The organism is Marixanthomonas spongiae (genome assembly GCF_003095375.1).
GTDB classification, from domain to species: domain Bacteria; phylum Bacteroidota; class Bacteroidia; order Flavobacteriales; family Flavobacteriaceae; genus Marixanthomonas; species Marixanthomonas spongiae.
The window spans coordinates 380483-400885 of the sequence record NZ_QEHR01000001.1; the positions used below are offsets into that span (position 1 = coordinate 380483).

Sequence of the window (20403 nt, forward strand, 5' to 3'; positions counted from 1 at the left end):
CTATTCTCTTTATTCTTTAGTTAGTTTCTTCTTCTGAAGTGTTTGAAGCTTCTGTGTCGTTTGTATTATCGTTGTCCTGCTCAGAAGTATCAACCTCTGTGGAGTCTGATGTGTTTTGCTTTTTGCTTTCCAGTAATCCAGGGTTACCGTTCAATGCGGCTTTTAAGTCCATCACGTGCATGGCTATTTGCCAACGCTCCTTATGATCTACTTGTGATGCGTAAGAGCCCATTGCGTTAAGCCCGTGCACTTGAACAAAGTACGTATCTCCCATAGTAATGTCCCTCGCTGGGTCTGCATAGCTTGGAATCCCTAAAAATTTCTCGCGTTCTGCCAAAATACCTTGGCCGTCTCCTTTATCCCCATGGCACACCGCACAATATATGGTGTAGAGGGCTTCTCCTTCATTTATATTTTCTTCGCTGATTTCAAAGGGGTTCTTCAACTCGGTTTTGGCCCTTGCCTTATCAGCGGTTGTATTTTCATAATCAAAGGGCACATATCCTCTTGGCACAGAGCCTTCAGCGGGCAATTTAGCTTCTTGTCCGTTTACAAAAATATCGCCTTCCCCATAAGCTTCGTAGCCAACCGGTTGATACATATTGGGAAAATATTGATAGTTCCGTTCTTTTTCGTTAAAACAAGAAACCAACGTAGAGGCTACTAACAACGCAATTGTTATGTGTAAACTATTTTTCATATTAATGGTCTTCTTCATGTTCTATTAAACTGATCTCCTTTGCTCCGGTATCGTAGAGAAACTTAGTAAGCTTTTTAATATCGTGGGAACCGGCATCGACTTGCATTAAAAAATGATCGTCCGTTGTTCTCAGATCAGGGTTTTCTGCTTTTTTAAAGGGCCAAAGCTTACTTCGCATATAAAATGTGATGACCATCAAGTGGCCTGCAAAGAATACCGTAAGCTCAAACATAATAGGTATAAAAGCGGGCATATTTTGGTAAAAATGAAAGCTTGGCTTTCCACCTATATTCTGTGGCCAGTCTTCTATCATCATATAATCCATCATTAAAACGGCTACTGCAAGGCCAACTAAACCATACAAAAACGAAGTAATCGCAAGGCGTGTGGGTTCCAGCCCTACGGCTTTGTCCAAGCCATGTACCGGAAACGGGGTGAAAACCTCAGTTATACGGTAATTTGCAGTACGGGTTTGCTTAACGGCCTGCATTAGCAAATCGTCATCGGTATAAATAGCATGTATTGTTTTTGCTGCCATACTTATTGGTTGTTTTTTAAAGTTTTTGCCTGTCCTGCCCAATCGTCGCGTTTTGCCCTTCCGGGGAACTCACCAATTATGCCATCCAGTATCTCATAATCTATATCGGTCATTTTGCTTACTTGATCGTAGGTATAAATGCCCAACTCGTGCAACTTCTCTTCCATTACGGGGCCTACACCGGTTATCTTTTTCAAGTCACCGGCGGTTTCCGTATCGGGATCGTACCTTCCAATACGGTCCAGCATATCGTTTACTTGATCTCTTTTTGCTTTAGAATCGATAAGCGCTGTATCGCCTACTTCAAGTTGGTTTTCTTTTGTTTCTTCCTCTGAAGTGAAATATTCTCCAGTAAGATTTGCAGACGGTCCTCCCGAAGCAGGATACTGCTCCACGTTATGATCTACATGATCGCCGTGTTCTGCGCGTAACCTTTTGAAATTCTCACCAGAAGATTTTAAAATGGTCTTCACTTCTGCCTGCGCAATAACCGGGAAGGTTCGCGCATATAGCAAAAACAAGACAAAGAAAAATCCTATGGTTCCAATAAAGGTTCCTATATCAACAAAGGTAGGTTGAAACATCGCCCAAGATGAGGTAAGCCTGTCTTTACTTAAATCGATTACAATAATGTCGAAACGTTCAAACCACATTCCTACGTTGATGATAAACGCCACAAAGAAAGTCCACATAATGTTTCTTCTCAATTTTTTCACCCAAAGGGTAAGCGGCACGATAAGATTACAGATTATCAATGCCCAGAACGCCCACCAATACGGTCCTGTAGCGGCACCGAATGACAAGTAGGTGTAGTTCTCATACGGAACACCAGAATACCATCCAATGAAATATTCTGTAATATAGGCTACAGTTACAATACCTCCGGTAAGCAAGATTACCTTGTTCATATACTCGATATGAAGGACGGTTATATAGTCTTCAAGATTGGACACTTTGCGCATAATTATCAATAACGTCTGCACCATCGCAAATCCAGAGAAGATTGCCCCTGCCACAAAATAAGGCGGGTAAATGGTACTGTGCCATCCCGGCACAACAGATGTAGCAAAGTCAAACGATACAATGGTGTGTACCGAAAGTACCAACGGTGTCGCCAATCCTGCCAAAACCAATGAAACTTCTTCAAACCGTTGCCAGTCTTTTACACGTCCTGTCCACCCAAAGGAAAGTATTCCGTATATTTTTTTCTGAAATGGGCTTTTTGTACGGTCGCGTATCATCGCAAAATCGGGCAACAAACCAGTGTACCAGAACACCAATGAAATAGAAAGGTAGGTTGAAATGGCAAATACGTCCCAAAGTAAAGGCGAGTTAAAGTTAACCCAAAGCGATCCAAATTGGTTTGGTATGGGCAATACCCAATACGCTAACCAAGGACGCCCCATGTGAATGATAGGAAACAACCCTGCCTGCACAACGGCAAATATGGTCATGGCTTCGGCCGAACGGTTTACTGCCATCCTCCACTTTTGACGGAACAACAATAATACTGCTGAAATCAACGTCCCTGCGTGACCAATACCTACCCACCATACAAAGTTGGTAATATCCCAAGCCCAACCTATGGTCTTGTTCAATCCCCAAACCCCGATACCGGTGGAAACCGTGTAAATGATACATCCTAATCCCCATAAAAATGCTATTAGGGCAATAGTGAAAACAATCCACCAAGATTTATTGGCCTTTCCCAAAACAGGAGCTGAAACATCTGCAGTGATGTCATGGTAGGATTTTTCTCCTAAAACCAAAGGCTCTCTTATGGGTGCTTCGTAATGTGACGACATATTTATTTCTTAATAATTGATTCGTATTGTATATTTTTTATGATTCTGAAGTGTTTTTCACTTTCATTTGGTACAACACATTGGGTTTTGTGCCAACGGCTTCCAAGAGGTGGTACATCCGGTCATCATTTTTCTTCTTCACGATTTCAGCATCTTTATCGTTGATATCCCCAAATACCATGGCACCGGTATCACAGGCTCTTGAACAAGCTGTATGGAATTCTCCGTCTTTGATTTTCCTGCCATCGCGTTTGGCGTCCAAGATAGTTTTTTGCGTTATCTGAATACACATAGAACATTTTTCCATAACCCCACGCGAACGTACTACCACGTCCGGGTTGAGCACCATGCGACCAAGATCGTTGTTCATATGATAGTCAAACTCGTCGTTTTCATTGTACAAGAACCAGTTAAAGCGGCGTACTTTATAAGGACAGTTGTTGGCACAATAGCGTGTACCCACACAACGGTTGTATGCCATTTGGTTTTGGCCTTGGCGGCCGTGCGACGTTGCGGCAACGGGACAAACCGTTTCACAAGGTGCATGATTACAATGCTGGCACATGACGGGCTGGAAAGCCACTTCTGGGTTCTCTTGACTTGGCAATTCTACTTTTTCATACGTTTCGAATGCTGGTAGGGTTTCCAAATCTTCTATCTCTTGTTCAAACGAATCGGCTGAAGAATAGTAGCGGTCAATACGCAACCAGTGCATGTCCCTGAACTTTCGTACTTCTTCTTTCCCAACTACCGGCACATTGTTTTCGGCGTGACAGGCAATTACACAAGCCCCACAACCTGTACAGGCGTTCAAGTCTATGGAAAGATTAAAGTGCGGCCCAATCGAATCGTCGAAAGACTGCCATATATCGGCATTCTCTTCACGTACCGAAATAGGGTTATGGTCGTAATCGGTTACCGGATCGGCATTGTAGTACCCCTTTTCCCGTGTGTTGAAAATTTCAAGGGTTGTTTCTTTTATAATGTCATTGCTGCGGCCTGCCATGGTATTCTGTAACTGAACACAGGCAAACTCGTGCATGCCACTCGCTTTCTCTAATTGTACGTTCTGTATGGACTTAAAGTCTTGATACAGTGGGTAGGCGTTAACACCGGTTTGCATTTCTTCTTGAATGGCGGCCGTCTTGCCAAAGCCCAGTGCCAGCCCAACGGAGCCTTTTGCCTGTCCTGGCTGAATGATCACGGGTACTTTCTCAACGGTTACGTCGCCTAAAGTGACATTTACGTAACTACCGTTCAACGCACCATTGGAAACGTGTTTGTTAACAAGGCCCATATCTTCTGCATCCGCAGCCGACATGGCAATGTAATTGTCCCAAGAAGTACGGGTAATGGGGTCGGGCATTTCTTGCAACCAAGGGTTGTTGGCCTGTTGCCCATCACCCATCGAGGTTTTGGTATATAACGTTAGCTCGAAACCTCCGTTTTGCGCCGTAGTGGAAAGCGCTCCGTTATTGGTGCTGCTTTCCATCGCCATTCCATCTTCAATAGCCGTGGCGTCTTCAGTAGGAACTTCGGCATCAGTTACGATAAAGCCATCGTGCAATGCTTGATTCCAAGAGCTGCCACCCAAAATCGAAGTGTTCCAGGTCTCTTTTATGTAATCGTAGTAATTTTTTGAATTTCCGGTCCATTTCAACAAGCAATCTTGAAATTGCCGGGTATTGAACAATGGCCTAATGGTGGGCTGCATTAAACTGAAGCTTCCCTTCTGCATTTGTATATCACCCCAAGACTCTAAATAATGCGGCGTAGCTGCCACCATTTGCGCGAGTGAGGCCGTAGCATCTTGCTTCATGGAGAACGCCAACGACATATCAAGGTTTTTGTACGCTTCGGCAAAAGCTTCGTTGTTTGGGAACGAATACACAGGATCAACACCTACAGTGATCAAGCCTTTGATGCTCCCTGAGATAACCCCGTCCATAACGCGTTTTACCTCAGCGGAATTTCCTTTTCGGGTCAGTTTAGGCTTTGTGGCGTCCATGACCACGCTAGATGCATTGGCATTGAGCGCCATGGCCTGTGCTTGTACGTCTGGCAGTCCAGTTATGATGACGCCTTTATTTCCTGCTTTGCGTAGTTGCGCTTTGGCCTTTGCAACGGCATCTTGTAATTTTTCAGGCAAGCCAGAAGTACTTCCACCTCCGGTTAACGCCTTCAACACCTGCATTTGTTGCGAAGGTGTTGCCAAGACGCGCTTATCGGCATTACCACCAGAAAGGGTCATGTTAGACTCAAACTGAATGTGACGCGACATTTTCCCATTCTTCGGAATCCTTCCTTTTCCATAGCTTGCACTATGACCGCCACCTTGCCAGTCGCCCAGCAAATCGGCACCTACAGAAACAATCACTTCCGCTTTTGAAAAATCGTACTGCGGGAGTGCGCGGGTTCCATATTTGTTTTGAAAAGCATCCAAGGCTTCAGAAGAAGACACCGTATCATACACCACGTGGCGTACATTTGGATACTTTGCAATAAAGTCTTTTATTAAATTTGAAGTAGATGGGCTGGCAAAGGTTTGGGTAAGCAACACGATGTCTTTCCCACCCATTTCGTTCATTTTTTGTGCCATCGCAGCATCAAAATCATCCCAAGACGTTTCGGCTCCATCAATTAATGGGGACATCAAACGGTTTTTATCGTATAGGGACAAAACCGAGGCTTGTACCCGAGCGTTTACACTGCCATTGTTCACCGAAAGCTCATTGCGTTCAATTTTAATAGGGCGTCCTTCGCGGGTTTTTACCAAGACATTCGCAAAGTCGAAACCATCTGCCATAGTCGAAGCATAGTAGTTTGCCACCCCAGGGACAATCTCTTCGGGCGCCACTACATATGGAATGGACTTTACCACCGGCCCTTCACAGGCAGCTAGTGATGCCGCCGCAGTGGTAAAACCAACGTATTTTAAGAAATCACGACGTGTGGTTGAAGATTTCTCCAGCGATTCTTTATCTCCTAAAAATTCATCTATGGGGAGCTCTTCCACAAACTCATTATCCCGTAGCTTCTTAACAACAGAGCTGTTTTCGTCAAGCTCTTCAACACTCTTCCAGTATTTCTTGTTTGATGCCATATTATCCATTTAAGAAATTTTGACCCTTCGACTGGCCACCTTCGCTAAAACTGTAGCGGCCGCAAATGCTCAGGGCAAGTTTATAAGGTACGAACTACGTCATTAAGATTGTTTTTCAATCGGCGAATTCATCATTCGTCATTCGTACTATTATTGTTTTTAATTAGTATTTTATTTTTTCATTATTAACGTGCATATAATTTCCGAAGAAACCTCTGCTTTGATTAATAATGGCATTTACCGCACTCGATTCCTCCCATTTGGGCCACGGTTACTTTTTCTACCCCATATTTTTGGGCGAGCTGCTCATGTATCTTGTCATAATATTCGTTGCTCTCCATTTTCACATTGGTTTCGCGGTGACATTCAATACACCAGCCCATGGTAAGCGGCGCGTGTTGTTTCATAATCTCAAACTCTTCAACGGGACCGTGACATTCCTGACAGGCAATTCCGGCAACGGTAACGTGTTGCGAGTGGTTAAAATACGCTAAATCAGGCAAGTTATGGATGCGGACCCATTTTACCGGTTTCTCCTCGCCGGTGTAGGCCTGTTCTTCAACATCCCAACCCACTGCATCGTACAGTTTGGAAATTTCACCGTCGTAAAATTCTTTTGAATATTCTTCGGTAGCTGTTTCAGGAGCCACTTCAGCAATGTTTTTATGACAGTTCATACAAACGTTCAACGATGGAATGCCCGAATGCTTGCTCCTTCTTGCCGAAGAGTGGCAATAATTACAGTCTATACCGTTGTCGCCAGCGTGTATCTTGTGTGAATAGTGAATAGGCTGTACCGGGGCATACCCTTCGTCAACACCAATCTGCATCATATACCCAAAAGCAAAGTATCCTGCGCCAAGCAATAAAACAATAGTCGTTACCAAAACCAAAAACTGGTTTTGAACAAAAGCTTTCCATATAGGGGTGCGTTTTTCTTTTTCTGGATATTCTACCCCTTGTGCCGTAGCAATTCTTTTAAGGGTATTGGTCACCAAGAACAGCATAACCACCAACAACAAAAACACCAAGGCCAATGCCCCCAGAACAATGTCGTTTGTTACACCACCGCCACCGTCGCCAGTACCTTGAGCACCGCCCGCAGCAGTTTGGGCAACTTGAGGCTCGGTCTTAGGCTGGCTTGTATAAGCCAAGATATTGTCAATATCGATATCGCTCAACTGCGGAAATGACTGCATCACAGCCCCATTGTACTCTTCAAATATTTTTACCGCTTGCGGGTCACCAGCCTTAACCATAGCCTGGCTGTCCTTGATCCAGCTGTGCAGCCAGTCACGGTCATATTTGTCGGCCACGCCACGCAATGCGGGTCCGGTAGCCTTACGGTCCAGTTTATGACATGCGGCACAATTTGCCTTAAACAGGTCTTCTCCGGCCGCTACATCACCTCCAGCACTTTCGGTTGCAGCAGCCTCATCGGGCGCCGCTTCATCTTGTGCCGAAACGCTGGTGGAAACTGTTAGCAATAGAGCCAACAAGAGAAATGACAAAAAAGAAGATAGATTTCGGTATTTTACCTTTTTCATATTGACGGTTAATTATTGTCCATAAGTTTGGCACGTAATTAGTTACTGAAATTAGCGTTTAACGCACCACAAATAATGGCACAAAAATACATTATAAAGTGGATTTTAGAAATCCAAACAAAGTGTTAACAACTAATTTATACTTGTTCTAAATAATATTGAAGCCTGTTTTACGGTTATTATCAAGTACATTTGCAACATATCTATTTTTTATGAAAACAGCTTATATCTATAAAGTAGTACTAGCCAGCCTACTGTTCGTCTTTATATCGAAAACCACTTGGGCTCAACAGGGAACAGTGACCATTGAACAAGACCCAAAAATCACGACCTTGCTGCAATTAAAGAAAGGCTTGGAAAAAGACAACAGGCTATCCAGTGGCTACACCATACAATTGTATTACGGCGAGCTCAATAAAGCCAACAGCATTATAAGGCGGTACCGCGGTATCTACGGCACTTGGCCGGCCTCGATTGAATATGAAACCCCCAATTACAAAGTTTGGGTAGGAAGCTTTAGCGACCGCCTGGACGCAGATAGGGCGTTGATCGAAATTAAAAAGGCCTTCCCCTCGGCTTTTATACTAAAACCACAGAATAGAGGGTAATTGGGTTTGAAGTAAACTAAAAAAGCGACCTGTATGTGGTCGCTTTTTTAGTTTCTATATGCTTTAACACTATTATTTAAGTTTCTTTTTAACGGCAACCTCTTGGAAGGCCTCAATAACATCACCTTCTTTAATGTCGTTGTAGTTTTTAATCTGGATACCACAATCGTAGCCTTTTGAAACTTCTTTAACATCGTCCTTAAAGCGCTTCAAGGAAGCCAGTTCGCCCGTGTAAACCACTACTCCTTCCCGTATTAAACGAATACCGGAGTTGCGGTAGATCTTTCCGCTGGTAACCATACATCCTGCAATGGTACCCACTTTTGAAATTTTAAAGGTTTCCCTAATTTCGGCGTTTCCTGTGATTTCTTCCTTGATTTCGGGAGAAAGCATGCCTTCCATCGCATCTTTAAGGTCATTGATGGCCGCATAGATAATGGAATACATCCTGATATCGATTTCTTCTTTATCTGCTATCTGGCGCGCATTGCCCATTGGCCGAACGTTAAACCCGATGATGATCGCATCGGAAGCCGAAGCCAAAAGCACATCGCTTTCAGTAATGGCACCAACACCTTTGTGAATGATATTCACTTGTATTTCTTCGGTTGAAAGTTTCTGGAACGAATCGGTCAAGGCTTCTACCGAACCGTCCACATCTCCTTTAAGGATAATGTTCAGTTCTTTAAAGTCGCCCAGGGCAATTCGCCTTCCAATTTCATCCAAGGTAATGTGGCGCTGTGTCCTTACAGATTGTTCGCGCTGCAATTGCATGCGTTTGTTGGCTATTTCCTTTGCTTCCCGTTCATCGTCAAACACGTTGAACTTATCACCTGCTTGCGGTGCCCCGTCCAAACCAAGAATGGAAACCGGTGTAGACGGTCCCGCTGTTTTTACGTTGTTGCCGCGTTCGTCCTGCATGGCCTTTATTTTTCCGCTATGCTGGCCGGCCAAAACGTAATCCCCTATTTTTAAGGTACCGCTTTGTACCAATATGGTAGAAACGTATCCGCGACCTTTGTCCAAATAAGCTTCTACAACAGTACCGTTGGCTTTTTTGTCGGGATTTGCTTTCAGCTCTAAAATTTCGGCTTCGAGCAATACTTTTTCCAGTAATTCTGAAACGCCTTCCCCGGTTTTTGCCGAAATATCCTGCGATTGAATTTTACCGCCCCAATCTTCGACCAACAGGTTCATATTTGCCAACCCTTCTTTTATCTTATCTGGGTTTGCTGTAGGCCGGTCTATTTTATTGATGGCAAAAACGATAGGAACGCCTGCTGCCTGCGCGTGGCTAATGGCCTCTTTGGTCTGCGGCATAATGTCATCATCTGCAGCGATTACAATGATGGCAAGGTCGGTTACTTGGGCACCCCTTGCACGCATAGCGGTAAACGCTTCGTGACCGGGTGTATCCAAGAATGCTATTTTCTGTCCATCTTCCAACTGAACCCCGTATGCACCAATGTGCTGGGTGATCCCACCGGATTCACCGGCAATTACATTTTCTTTACGAATATAATCCAACAACGAGGTTTTACCGTGGTCCACATGACCCATTACGGTAATGATAGGTGCTCTTGGTTCTAAATCTTCTGGTGCGTCCTCTTGTTCTTCAATATTTTCTTCAATATCGGCCGTCACAAATTCCACGTCGTAGTCAAATTCTTCGGCGACAATGGTAAGGGTTTCTGCATCGAGGCGCTGGTTCATGGTCACCATCATCCCCAACGACATACAGGCCGAGATGATTTTGGTTACCGGAACGTTCATCATGGTCGCCACTTCGCTTACGGTTACAAACTCGGTAACTTTAAGCAGCTTGCTTTCTGCTTCTTGTTGCGCCAAGTCTTCTTCGGTTTTTTGACGGTGGCTGTCCCGTTTGTCCCTTCGGTATTTGGCCCCTTTCCCTTTTGAGGATTTCCCTTGCAGTTTCTCGAGGGTTTCCCGTACTTGTTTTTGGATTTCTTCTTCGGTAGGCTCTTCTTTAGGAGCGTTGGACCTTCCTTTTCCGCGGCCTCGGCTGTCTTTGTAATTGCCTTTGTTGGGCGCTTTTTTACTGATGCGCCGTCTGCGGCTTCGTTTGCCTTTTTTATCGTCGTCTTTTTTGTCCTTCTTCTTCTTTTCGGGTTTTTTAAACTTAGACAAGTCTATTTTCTCACCCGTGAAGTTAGGGCCTTCCAGTTTTTTATAATTGGTTTGTACCGCTTCGGAATCTTTCTTCCCTTCGGTTTCATCGGTTTTTTCTGAAACAGCTTCCTTTTTGGGTGCTTCGACAGCTTTTTCGGCTTTTGGCTTTTCGGCTTCTGCCTTTGGCGTTGCTTTTTCGGCTTCCGGAGGAGCAGGTTTGGCTTCCTTTTCGGCTTTTGGAGTGGCTGCTTTGGCTGGTTCGGGCTTTTTGGCTTCGGCTTTCTCGGCAGGTTTTTCCGCTTCTTTCTTACGCGCCGGTTTGCCACCATCCAAATCGATTTTGCCCACTTGTTTTGGGCCGTCCAGTTTGGCTTCGGCTTTGACTACCTTTTTGGCTTCCTTTTTCTGTTTTTCTTCCAGTTCGCGCTCGCGCTCTAACCGGAGCTCTTCTTTCTCTTTGCGTTTTTCTTCACCAACTTCCTTAGACTCCATCTTCTTGCTCTTGTCGGTTTCAAATTCGTCAAAAAGCACTTGGTATTCCTCATTCGTGATTTTCGTGGTAGGACGTGCGTCCACCTCGTAGCCTTTGGAACCTAAAAATTCCACGGCACGATCCAGCGAAATGTTGAATTCGCGTAATACTTTGTTGAGCCTTTTCGATTTTGCTTCAGCCATATAAATGCGTTCTCCTTTTGTGTCTTATAAATATGTGTAAAAGTAGTGAAACTTACAACTACTCTTCAAATTCTTCTTTTAAAATGTTAATGACGTGCTTAACGGTTTCCTCTTCCAGGTCGGTTCTTTTAATCAAATCGGCCATATCGTACTCCAATACGCTCTTGGCAGTATCGAGACCTATTTTCTGGAATTCTGCGATGATCCAATCTTCTATTTCATCGGAAAATTCGCGCAGCTCCACATCTTCTTCTGCTCCTTCGCGCAACACATCGATCTCATAACCCGTTAATTGCCCAGCCAACCTGATATTGTGACCGCCGCGGCCAATGGCTTTTGAAACCTCTTCGGGCTTCAACAGCACCTCTGCACGTTTGTTCTCTTCATCAATCTTGATGGAGGTTACTTTTGCAGGGCTCAGCGCGCGGGTGATGAACAAATTGAGGTTATTGGTGTAATTTATCACGTCTATGTTTTCGTTGCCCAGTTCGCGCACGATGCCGTGGATTCGGGAACCTTTCATCCCTACACAGGCGCCAACAGGGTCAATGCGGTCGTCATACGAATCTACGGCTACTTTTGCTTTTTCGCCCGGGATGCGCACTACTTTTTGAACGTTTATCAAACCGTCGAACACTTCAGGGATTTCCTGCTCAAACAGTTTTTCCAGGAATATGGGGCTCGCGCGCGACATGATTATGGTGGGTTTGTTCCCTTTAAGCTCTACGCTTTCAATAATACCGCGCACGTTGTCTCCTTTCCTGAAAAAATCGGAAGGGATCTGCCTGTCCTTGGGCATGATTATTTCGTTGCCTTCATCATCGAGCAAAATAACGGCGCGGTGGCGAATGTGGTGCACTTCGGCCGTGTAAATATCGCCTTCCAGTTCTTTAAATTGCTTGTATATGTTGGTGTTGTCGTGTTCGTGTATTTTTGAAATCAAGTTCTGACGCAGTGCCAAAATAGAGCGGCGTCCAAGATCGATCAATTTCACTTCTTCTGAAACATCTTCGCCAATTTCAAAATCGGGCTCGATTTTTTGTGCTTCGGAAAGGGATATTTCTTCATTTTCGTCTTCAACTTCGCCATCTGCAACCACTACCCGGTTGCGCCAAATCTCCAAATCTCCTTTATCGGGGTTGATGATAATATCGAAATTATCGTCGCTTCCGTATTTCTTCTTTAAAGCGTTTCTAAAAACGTCTTCCAGTATCGCCATAAGCGTTACCCGGTCTATGAGTTTATCGTCTTTAAATTCTGAAAAAGAATCGATTAACGCTAAATTTTCCATGTCATTTTAATTAAATGTTATCATCACTTTTGCTTCAACAATATCGTTGTAAGGCACGACTGCTTCTTTTTTCACAGTGTGCTTGCCCTTGCCTACCGGTTTGGGCTCTCGGGTTTTCCATTTTAGGGTGACGTCATTCTCTGTTGCATCGGTCAATTCACCTTCAATGGATTCTCCGGCTTCGGTCTGTACTTTCAGTTTTCTGCCAATATTTTTTTTGTATTGACGGGCAGCCGTTAAGGGTTGCGAAACTCCTGCCGACATAACTTCCAAAGAAAAATCTTCTTCTTCCCGGTCCAAATTATGCTCTATGGCACGGCTTATTTTTATACAATCTTCTACCGTTACGCCATTATCGCCATCGATGGTGATGCGTATCTGGTTGGTTTCGGTAACGGTAAAATCGATCAAAAACAACGACGGGTCGTCTTTGAGGGCTTTTTCCAATAATTGCAATACTTTCTCGCGCATAAATTAAAGCTATAAAAAGAGGGGACTTTCGTGTCCCCTCGGCTAGTTGCTTATTAAATTCGGTGCAAATATACTACAAATTTTAATATTATAAAAATGAGCGGCTACCAATTTATTTTTGTAATTTAATGGTGGAAAAACAACGTAAAAAACACACGAGCCTATGAACCGGATTTTAGTACCCACCGATTTCTCCGCACAAGCCGAAAACGCCTTAAAAGTAGCCGTACAGTTGGCAGAAAAACACAATAGCGAAATCTACTTGTTCCACACCGTGGAATTGCCAAGCCACCTCGCCACAACGGGTGAAACCAGCGCCCTGCCAGAATCCATCTATTTTATAAAACTGACCGAAAAACGGTTTTCGGACCTTATGGAACGCCCCTACCTTGACGATGTGGCCATTAGCCAGACCATAGGCCACGGCGAAATTTACGAGGACATCCTCAACACGGTAACAGACAACAACATAGATTTGATCGTCATGGGCTCGCACGGGGCCAGCGGGTTTAAGGAAATGTTTATTGGCAGCAATACCGAAAAAGTGGTACGGACTTCAAAAATACCGGTCTTGGTCATTAAAAACGAACACGAAAATTTTGAAGTGACCGATTTTGTCTTCGCCACCGATTTTTCTGAAGAATGCCGCACGCCCTTTAGCAAAGCGCAACAATTTGCAAAAAACTTAGGGGCCAAAATACATTTATTGTACGTAAATACCCCAAGTGGTTTTAAAACCTCGACCGAAGCTTATAAAATGATGAACGATTTTATAAAAGGAATGGGCGTTGAAAATTACACCTTGAACATTTACAACGAAACCGCCGTGGAAAAAGGCATCTTGAATTTTACCAAAGAGAACAACTACCAATTAATAGGGATGGGTACTCACGGCCGGAAAGGGCTGGCACACTTTTTTAACGGCAGCATTAGCGAAGATTTGGTAAACCACGCCAAAATGCCAGTGATAACATTTAAAATTTAATGAAACCGCTTTGTGCATTGCTATTTTTACTAATCATTTCAAGCTGCGGCAGTCCTGCAAAAAAACAGAACAAGATCATTGGCGATGGGGTTCCTGCTGATAATGAAGTTGTAATCAAAAAGCCCCCTAGGCCTGAGGGCGCTATTGTCGCCAATTTTAACGGCGATAGCGTGCCATTTTACAGCTATGTAAAAAACGTGGATACCGTTAAAGCAATTACTACCATTGCTTTTGAAGGCAACCAATTTCCGGAAATAAACATCCCGAAAAGTTATGGTGCTGTATTGGACACCCTACAATTTAAAGGCATTGATAGGGATTTACTGCTGGCCACCGCAAAACTGAAAGATACCAGCTTCAACAAATATTTTCTCTATAAACTGCACAACAACCAATGGAAACCCGTGGTAAACGGCTTTGCCATCCATAAAAGCAATCGGCCCGACACATTGCGGCCCATTCGCATCGCCCCAAAAGATTCCACCAAGGTGATTCGCTATTATTCGGTTTTTGATTTGGATAAAAATTCGGAAACAGGATATCGGTGGAAATTGTTGCGGGAAACGATTCCTATGGAAAATTAAAGCGCGTGCCTATACTTTTCTTTTATCAACAATAACCTGCGGCTTCCTATCGGTTTTACCCTTTCTTAAATTTTGGATCGTTTCAAGCTTCTCAAAAAGAATGCTTGGCGTTACCCGAAGTTTGGCCCTAAAATGGTCTTTGATATCCTGGATCAGTTTTTCAGAAGGCGTTCCCGAAGCTATTTTCAACACAATTTCATCGGTACCCAACTCATTGGTCGAAATTTCAATAATAAATGTTTCCACAGCCTCAAAGTGTTGCAGCACGTTCAACATAGCTGGTGGGTACAAAGTGGTGCCTTTATATTTTATCATTTGTTTTTTTCTTCCAACAACCGGACCTAATCGCGCTGTGTTTCTTCCGCAAGAACATGGTTTGAAATGTGCTTTGAGCATATCGCCTGTTTTAAAACGCAATAACGGCATGCCTTTCACGCCCAAGGTGGTAATGGTCAACTCGCCTACTTCACCTTCTGGAACCTGAACATCATTTTCGTCTAAAATTTCAGTAATTATTAATTCAGGGTGATGATGCCCGCCAAGATGGGCTTCGCATTCGTTGAAAGCCGTGCTCATTTCGGTGGAAGCGTAGGTGGAAAACAGCTCGATATCCCATATAGATTTTATTTTTTCAGAAAGAGTATTCAACGTAAAATCTTGGTTTCGTATAGGTTCGCCAATACAGATCGCTGCCTTCACGCTCGTATTAGCCAAATTTATGGCATGTGTTTCGGCATAGGTTATCAATTTCAGTAAAAAAGAGGGTACCGTAATTAAATACGTAGGCTGGAACTTTAAAATGGAATCCCACTGCAATTCGGGCACGCCACTACCCACGCGGATTATTCCCGAGCCCAGTTTTCGTGCCCCCAGAAAATAGGCCATCCCGGCCATAAACCGGCGATCCATCGTGGTCATTAACTGTATGGTATCGTTTTTTGTAACACCCGAACACGCCAACGAAATGGCTTCGTTATACGCCAACCGATCCAAATCGGCGTCGGTTAAACCCATTACCACCGGATCGCCCAAGGTGCCGGAAGTGGTAACATAATCTATTATTTGTTGCTTAGGTACACATAAAAAATCATCGTTATGTTTTTGCAAATCATCTTTGGTGGTCACCGGAATCTGCTGTAAATCCTCTATAGTTTGTATATGCTCTGGCAAGATTTTATGCGTTTCAAAAAGCTTTTTGTAAAATGGCGAATTAGTATTCACATAGCCCACAGTTTCTTTGAGCTTTGCTTCCTGAAAGTGTTTAATTTCTTCGTTCGATGCTCTTTCTATGTCAGGGATCATTAGCGTAATTTTCGTTTTGTTTTCCTAAGGTATTTATCCACTTTTTCTTTGTCTGGCACTGTTGTTATTTCTTTACGTTTTGCCAAAATAAAGGCTTTTAAGGCTTTTTCGTACTGTTTATGTTCGTAATAATAGTTTCCTGCCAAAAAATGGGCTTTCCAATAGTCAGGGTTTAACGTTTGCAACTTTGAAAGTTGAACAGCATCTATGACGGTTTTTTCTTCTAAAACCGATTCTACTTTCCGCTCTAATATACGATAGGCTTCATAATCTTTAAACGCTTGGGTATGTACAAAAGGGTCTTCTGGGATGGTCAATTGTTTTTCTGAAATATTCTCAAATGGAATATCGTTTCCCTTGTTTTCAAAAATGTCACGTAAATTATATGCTACAAACTCGCCTAATTGATACGGGTTGGAAGACACCCAAACCATCAAATCTTCTGGCTGAAATACAATGCCGTGGTGTGCCAATAGTTGATTCAATGCTTTTTCATTGCCGTAACCCAAAGATATGTCATCCAGTCCCTTTTTGTTCCGAAGGATGGCCACTGCTTCTGTGGGATTTATTTTAGGCTCTTCATCCAATAATTCTTCCATCCGGTCAAAACGGTATTGTGAATGGCTTTCTTCAATCCATTTCACGTTTTTTCGGTCGTTTGCAAATGGTTCACTTTGAAAATGGTTGGAACAGATCAATTCACTGGTATTTTTTACATTATACACTCCTAAATCGTTGGGCGAAACTTCAATAATAGCTGCTTTTCCATCTTTGGCACTCCCCACAAAAATAGCTTCGGAAACAAATACTTCCCTTCTTTTTGCAATTTCAATTGCCTCATCGATTGTAGATGCGTATTGTAAAATTTCCCGCGTAACAAGCGAAATCGGGGTTTTCGCCACCAACGGAATATCAGACTTTCCCGCATTGATGGTTACGGTCAATCCTTGATTGTTCATCCCGGAAACCACGCCCATCATCCCGCCCCAAGTGACCGACATAAACGGATATCCAGCGTCAGGCTTTACAAAGGCGATTATTTTATCTTCGGCAAAGGCGTCGCCGGCGTAAAAATCAAAATTACGGCCAATGAGCAAGTTACCGTCTTCCGATTTTTCGCCCCAAACTGCAAACGAGCTGCAGCCCACCAGCATCAAGTCTTTCAACGCGTGCCCAATATCGTGTGCGCCGTGCAAATACAACGCCCGTAAATACGGCGGCGCGATGTTGTTAAATTCATTTGAAGCATAGCGGGAAACGCCGTAGATTTCGGTTTTGTATTCTTCGGTCACATGTTTGTATAGCTTGCGGTTGTACCACGATAGAAATTTCCGAAGGAATTTTTGTTTCCCTTTTGAAGGCACCAACGCTTCCACTTTGTTTAAAAACACCTGCTCTTGTTTTTGAAGCAATTCCCGTGTTAAACTTCCGGTTAACAAACCAATTTCCAGCGGGTCGCCTTCTACATACAATTCCCATTGGCCGTGTTTGTTTTTAGTAAGAAAATTGTTTCCGGCAACGTATGTTGAATCGTTTAGCTGCTTCCGTTCAGGAATATCAGAATTATACTGACTGATATCCGGCCGATCTTCCAACGATTTTTTAACGCCACAGGAAGTCAACACCAGCAAAAGTGATAGCCAAATAAAATAGTTTATTGCAGGTTGATTACGCATTTTTATTGCGTTTTTTAAACTTTTTGTTCACTCGCTTTATCATACTGCTTTCCTTGTAATCCACCCACTTGCTTCCAGCCACGTACCGCATGATGTTTTCGAAATTGCGCATAAAAAGTAGATTTGAGAGTAGTTTTCCCAGTTTTTTAGGTTTTCGTGGAAAGGCTCGAAGCGTGATGGAAAAACCCGCATCTTCATACGTAATATAATGCCAATAGCCACTGGGCATGTACAACGCATCGCCGTGTTTCATTTCTACGGAAATCCCTTCCGCCTGTTGTAAAGCAGGATAGGTTGTAAAATCTGGATTATCCATATCGATGGCTTCGATATTGTGAACGGTAAAGGGCACTCTATAAAGATTCTTTGCTTGTTTAGGTTCAAACAACATTGCTTTTTTGGTACCGTGGAAATGTACGTGCAACAAATCGGCCAAATCCATATCGTAATGTGCCAGTACTTTCGAACCTTTTCCGCCAAAGAACATCACGGGTAGTTTTTTAAAAAATGGCAATCCAATATCAGGATAGTCAAAATCCTTGGTCAACTCCGGCATTTTCTGAAGCACATTGTAGAAAAACATCCGTAAATCGGTTGGCCCCGCTTTTAACAGCTTGATATAATCGTACAACTTCATTTTTTTTGCTGGCACGACCGACTTTTTGTGTCCTTTGGTGGGTTTATTATTGTACAGCGGCACAATTTGATCGCCCGCCAATTGCTGAATGTATTCCAAGTTCCATTTTTCGTAGGCTGGCCATTGTTTTGCAAACCCTTCGATTAACACAGGATGTTGCGGTTTGTAATGGTTTTTTACAAATTCCGCTTTCGTGATGGACAGCACACGTTTTATTGGTGTCGTTTTAAGGGTTCCCATGATAGTACTTCATTTCGATTCAAAACTTTATTGTGTTACTCCAGAAAGTTTCCTAAGCTCAAGTAATAAGTGCAAAATTGTTTTTTAAAACTTTAAGGTTAGTCCCAAAGAGTTTTTTATCCACACGCTATATTAATCTGGCATGAAAAAACACAAACAATTGACTATTCATCAAAGGTATCAAATTGAAGCCTTAATGGAAACTGAAATCAGCAAAAGTGAAATCGCTAAAATCAAAGGGATAGACCCCAGTATCATTTACAGAGAATTGGCCAGAAACGCAGCAAACCGTGGAAAGACCACTGGCAGTTATATAGCAAGAAACGCACATAGGCTGGCAACGCCATTCAATCGGTAAAGCTAATAAAAATCTAAAAAGTTGTTTTTTGTTTAGTATCTTAAAAGGGAGAAGTGTGTGGCACTTTTCCCTTTTATTATTTGGGAAAACAAAAGGCCATCCCAAACAGGACAGCCTTACTAAATAAAAACTGAGAAGCAACTTAGTTTTTTATCAGCTTTATGCTTTTTAAAAGACTGTCAGCGGCATTCAATTTCATGATATAGATACCAGGCGCCCATCCCTGCACATCAATGTTCATTTGAGTGGCTCCGCTGTAGGTTTTGGTAAAAATTTGTTGGCCCAACACATTGTATATGGCAACAGCATCAATCCCTACAGTACTTGTAAGCACTATTTCATTTTGAACAGGATTGGTGTACGACACTGATGCGTTTGAAAATTCTTCTGTCCCTAAGTCTTCATTAACCACATTTTGCGCATAGATTTTAGTGCCATCGCCTTTATCTTCCACAAATACGGCCACGCTTTGGTTGTTCACGGGCATAGTATATTGAACCCTGCCTTTGCTTGCTGCAAAAGTTGCAACGGGTTTTGTTTCTTCAGTCCAAGCAAAATCACCGTTTTCATCAAGATACACCGAATTTAAGGTTGTTGGGGTAGCGCCATTATCTACTCCTTCTTTCATAATGAACAGCGGACTGTCGTTTTTTAGCTGAAGGCTTCCAGCATGTACCTTTTCAGAACCAATTGCAAAAACTTCTTTTGCATTATCGGTAAACTGTCTTGCACCGGTATCTTTATCAAATTTTTGAACAAATTCACCATGTTGATCTTGCAGGCTATTCGTAAATGTTGAAACGGCCCAGACATATTGTGAGCCAGGTTGAAATGCAACCTCCGTACTCATTTCATAGTCCGTTTGTTCAACATCAAAATCTACCCCATTAATTCCCCATGGAAGCGTCCCATCTGGATTTATGCGCTGTAAAAATGAATCAAAACGGTTGTTTGCTGCAGAAAAATACCCCATATACACCACATCGCCGTCTTGAACGCCAGGATACAGTCTGTTATAAGCAGTTAGCCCGTTTGCAAGCTGGGTGGCATCTGTCCAAACTGGGTTGCCATCGCTATCATAGCGCTGTGCATATAAATTTGAATTGATCCCGCTCAACAACGAATGGAAAACGGCGATATAATCACCTCCCGAAATTTCAAAAAAGTTTGCAGGGGCCGTAAATCCAGATTCTAATTCTATTGGCATGGTAGTTGGCCAAACCGCGGTACCGTTATTGTCATATTTTTGCATCACCGCCCCGTTTGAATCTAACCAGCTTATCAATACTTCACCCGTAGAAAGTGGTAAAAGGGTTACCACAAAACCGTTGCCTATATTAACACCATTGGTATCCCATAAATGATTTCCGTCGCTGTCCAGTTTAAAAACGTAAGCAGGGTTGTCACTTTCGGTTCCAGTTACACCAATATACAAATTATCGTCAGCGTCAACTTCCATATCGAAGGTGACGGTAAAACCACCCATAGGTATTTGATCGCTCACCAACATACCATCAGGCCCCAGCATTTGGTTGCCATCGACATCGAGTACTTGCATGCGCAGTTCTATGTTCACTGGAGCGCCAACGTCTTTCCAGAAAACCACATAGGTCATTCCGTCGGATGTTCCTTTTGCTTGCATGGCCAATGCCTCAGAGTCTGCGACCAAGGTGTTCACATGGGTATCGGTGGTCCATTGTGCCTGCGCTACAAACACTGTTAAAAAGATAATACTTGTAATAATTGTTTTCAT

General features: G+C 43.2%; 16 protein-coding genes. 4 read left to right on the plus strand and 12 right to left on the minus strand.

The window, feature by feature from the left end; translation table 11 throughout:
• Positions 1-16: 16 nt before the first annotated feature.
• The 5 genes from DDV96_RS01840 to DDV96_RS01860 all read right to left on the minus strand — a co-directional run bounded on the left by DDV96_RS01840 (position 17) and on the right by DDV96_RS01860 (position 7693).
• The gene (locus tag DDV96_RS01840) at positions 17-700 is read right to left on the minus strand and encodes a c-type cytochrome (RefSeq protein ID WP_240607655.1); all 684 of its coding nucleotides are present in this window, start codon (positions 698-700) and stop codon (positions 17-19) included.
• Between the two features lies 1 nt (position 701).
• Complete coding sequence (locus DDV96_RS01845; protein ID WP_116693025.1) at positions 702-1238, minus strand: DUF3341 domain-containing protein; 537 nt, start codon at positions 1236-1238, stop codon at positions 702-704.
• A gap of 2 nt (positions 1239-1240) precedes the next feature.
• Positions 1241-3043 (minus strand): NrfD/PsrC family molybdoenzyme membrane anchor subunit, encoded by a 1803-nt coding sequence (gene nrfD, locus DDV96_RS01850; RefSeq protein WP_116693026.1) that lies wholly within the window; start codon positions 3041-3043, stop codon positions 1241-1243.
• 37 nt (positions 3044-3080) lie between these two features.
• Positions 3081-6146: a TAT-variant-translocated molybdopterin oxidoreductase gene (locus DDV96_RS01855; protein ID WP_116693196.1), complete on the minus strand. Its 3066-nt coding sequence runs from the start codon at positions 6144-6146 to the stop codon at positions 3081-3083.
• A 224-nt stretch (positions 6147-6370) separates the two neighbouring features.
• On the minus strand, positions 6371-7693 hold the full coding sequence (locus DDV96_RS01860) for a c-type cytochrome (protein ID WP_116693027.1): 1323 nt from the start codon (positions 7691-7693) through the stop codon (positions 6371-6373).
• A 212-nt stretch (positions 7694-7905) separates the two neighbouring features.
• Here DDV96_RS01860 and DDV96_RS01865 point away from each other — a divergent pair, with 212 nt between their 5' ends.
• The gene (locus DDV96_RS01865) at positions 7906-8301 is read left to right on the plus strand and encodes an SPOR domain-containing protein (RefSeq protein ID WP_116693028.1); all 396 of its coding nucleotides are present in this window, start codon (positions 7906-7908) and stop codon (positions 8299-8301) included.
• A 72-nt stretch (positions 8302-8373) separates the two neighbouring features.
• Here DDV96_RS01865 and infB read toward each other — a convergent pair whose 3' ends face one another.
• Genes infB through rimP form a run of 3 tightly spaced genes read right to left on the minus strand, consistent with a single transcriptional unit; the run spans position 8374 to position 12868 of the window.
• Positions 8374-11106 carry a translation initiation factor IF-2 gene (infB, locus tag DDV96_RS01870; protein WP_116693029.1) on the minus strand — a complete coding sequence of 911 codons (2733 nt, stop codon included), beginning with the start codon at positions 11104-11106 and terminating at the stop codon, positions 8374-8376.
• A 58-nt stretch (positions 11107-11164) separates the two neighbouring features.
• Positions 11165-12397, minus strand: coding sequence for a transcription termination factor NusA (nusA, locus tag DDV96_RS01875; protein ID WP_116693030.1), 1233 nt, complete (start codon positions 12395-12397; stop codon positions 11165-11167).
• 6 nt (positions 12398-12403) lie between these two features.
• Positions 12404-12868 (minus strand): ribosome assembly cofactor RimP, encoded by a 465-nt coding sequence (rimP, locus tag DDV96_RS01880; protein ID WP_116693031.1) that lies wholly within the window; start codon positions 12866-12868, stop codon positions 12404-12406.
• A gap of 163 nt (positions 12869-13031) precedes the next feature.
• Between rimP and DDV96_RS01885 the strand changes: the two genes are divergently transcribed.
• Both DDV96_RS01885 and DDV96_RS01890 read left to right on the plus strand, forming a co-directional pair.
• Positions 13032-13853: a universal stress protein gene (locus DDV96_RS01885; protein WP_116693032.1), complete on the plus strand. Its 822-nt coding sequence runs from the start codon at positions 13032-13034 to the stop codon at positions 13851-13853.
• Complete coding sequence (locus DDV96_RS01890; protein ID WP_116693033.1) at positions 13853-14437, plus strand: hypothetical protein; 585 nt, start codon at positions 13853-13855, stop codon at positions 14435-14437. Before DDV96_RS01885 ends, DDV96_RS01890 begins: the two co-directional genes overlap by 1 nt.
• A 9-nt stretch (positions 14438-14446) precedes the next feature.
• Here the strand turns inward: DDV96_RS01890 and DDV96_RS01895 are convergent, their stop codons facing one another.
• Genes DDV96_RS01895 through DDV96_RS01905 form a run of 3 tightly spaced genes read right to left on the minus strand, consistent with a single transcriptional unit; the run spans position 14447 to position 18292 of the window.
• Positions 14447-15739 carry a phenylacetate--CoA ligase family protein gene (locus DDV96_RS01895; RefSeq protein WP_116693034.1) on the minus strand — a complete coding sequence of 431 codons (1293 nt, stop codon included), beginning with the start codon at positions 15737-15739 and terminating at the stop codon, positions 14447-14449.
• A complete protein-coding gene (locus DDV96_RS01900) occupies positions 15739-17415 on the minus strand; it encodes a C45 family peptidase (RefSeq protein ID WP_116693035.1) in 1677 nt (558 codons plus the stop codon). Before DDV96_RS01900 ends, DDV96_RS01895 begins: the two co-directional genes overlap by 1 nt.
• Entirely contained in the window at positions 17408-18292 is an 885-nt protein-coding gene (locus DDV96_RS01905) for a cupin-like domain-containing protein (protein WP_116693036.1), read from the minus strand. Before DDV96_RS01905 ends, DDV96_RS01900 begins: the two co-directional genes overlap by 8 nt.
• 142 nt (positions 18293-18434) lie before the next feature.
• Here DDV96_RS01905 and DDV96_RS01910 point away from each other — a divergent pair, with 142 nt between their 5' ends.
• Entirely contained in the window at positions 18435-18650 is a 216-nt protein-coding gene (locus DDV96_RS01910) for a helix-turn-helix domain-containing protein (RefSeq protein WP_116693037.1), read from the plus strand.
• Between the two features lie 142 nt (positions 18651-18792).
• Here DDV96_RS01910 and DDV96_RS01915 read toward each other — a convergent pair whose 3' ends face one another.
• Positions 18793-20403: a T9SS type A sorting domain-containing protein gene (locus DDV96_RS01915; RefSeq protein ID WP_165805939.1), complete on the minus strand. Its 1611-nt coding sequence runs from the start codon at positions 20401-20403 to the stop codon at positions 18793-18795.

Bases quoted from the DNA above. Each gene is read 5' to 3' on its own strand.
- DDV96_RS01895 (WP_116693034.1), bottom strand. From the start codon at position 15,739: ATGATCCCTGACATAGAAAGAGCATCGAACGAAGAAATTAAACACTTT.
- DDV96_RS01845 (WP_116693025.1), bottom strand. From the start codon at position 1,238: ATGGCAGCAAAAACAATACATGCTATTTATACCGATGACGATTTGCTA.
- DDV96_RS01860 (WP_116693027.1), bottom strand. From the start codon at position 7,693: ATGAAAAAGGTAAAATACCGAAATCTATCTTCTTTTTTGTCATTTCTC.
- nrfD (WP_116693026.1), bottom strand. From the start codon at position 3,043: ATGTCGTCACATTACGAAGCACCCATAAGAGAGCCTTTGGTTTTAGGA.
- DDV96_RS01910 (WP_116693037.1), top strand. From the start codon at position 18,435: ATGAAAAAACACAAACAATTGACTATTCATCAAAGGTATCAAATTGAA.
- DDV96_RS01915 (WP_165805939.1), bottom strand. From the start codon at position 20,403: ATGAAAACAATTATTACAAGTATTATCTTTTTAACAGTGTTTGTAGCG.
- DDV96_RS01905 (WP_116693036.1), bottom strand. From the start codon at position 18,292: ATGGGAACCCTTAAAACGACACCAATAAAACGTGTGCTGTCCATCACG.
- rimP (WP_116693031.1), bottom strand. From the start codon at position 12,868: ATGCGCGAGAAAGTATTGCAATTATTGGAAAAAGCCCTCAAAGACGAC.
- DDV96_RS01900 (WP_116693035.1), bottom strand. From the start codon at position 17,415: ATGCGTAATCAACCTGCAATAAACTATTTTATTTGGCTATCACTTTTG.
- DDV96_RS01840 (WP_240607655.1), bottom strand. From the start codon at position 700: ATGAAAAATAGTTTACACATAACAATTGCGTTGTTAGTAGCCTCTACG.
- DDV96_RS01865 (WP_116693028.1), top strand. From the start codon at position 7,906: ATGAAAACAGCTTATATCTATAAAGTAGTACTAGCCAGCCTACTGTTC.
- DDV96_RS01855 (WP_116693196.1), bottom strand. From the start codon at position 6,146: ATGGCATCAAACAAGAAATACTGGAAGAGTGTTGAAGAGCTTGACGAA.
- nusA (WP_116693030.1), bottom strand. From the start codon at position 12,397: ATGGAAAATTTAGCGTTAATCGATTCTTTTTCAGAATTTAAAGACGAT.
- DDV96_RS01885 (WP_116693032.1), top strand. From the start codon at position 13,032: ATGAACCGGATTTTAGTACCCACCGATTTCTCCGCACAAGCCGAAAAC.
- infB (WP_116693029.1), bottom strand. From the start codon at position 11,106: ATGGCTGAAGCAAAATCGAAAAGGCTCAACAAAGTATTACGCGAATTC.
- DDV96_RS01890 (WP_116693033.1), top strand. From the start codon at position 13,853: ATGAAACCGCTTTGTGCATTGCTATTTTTACTAATCATTTCAAGCTGC.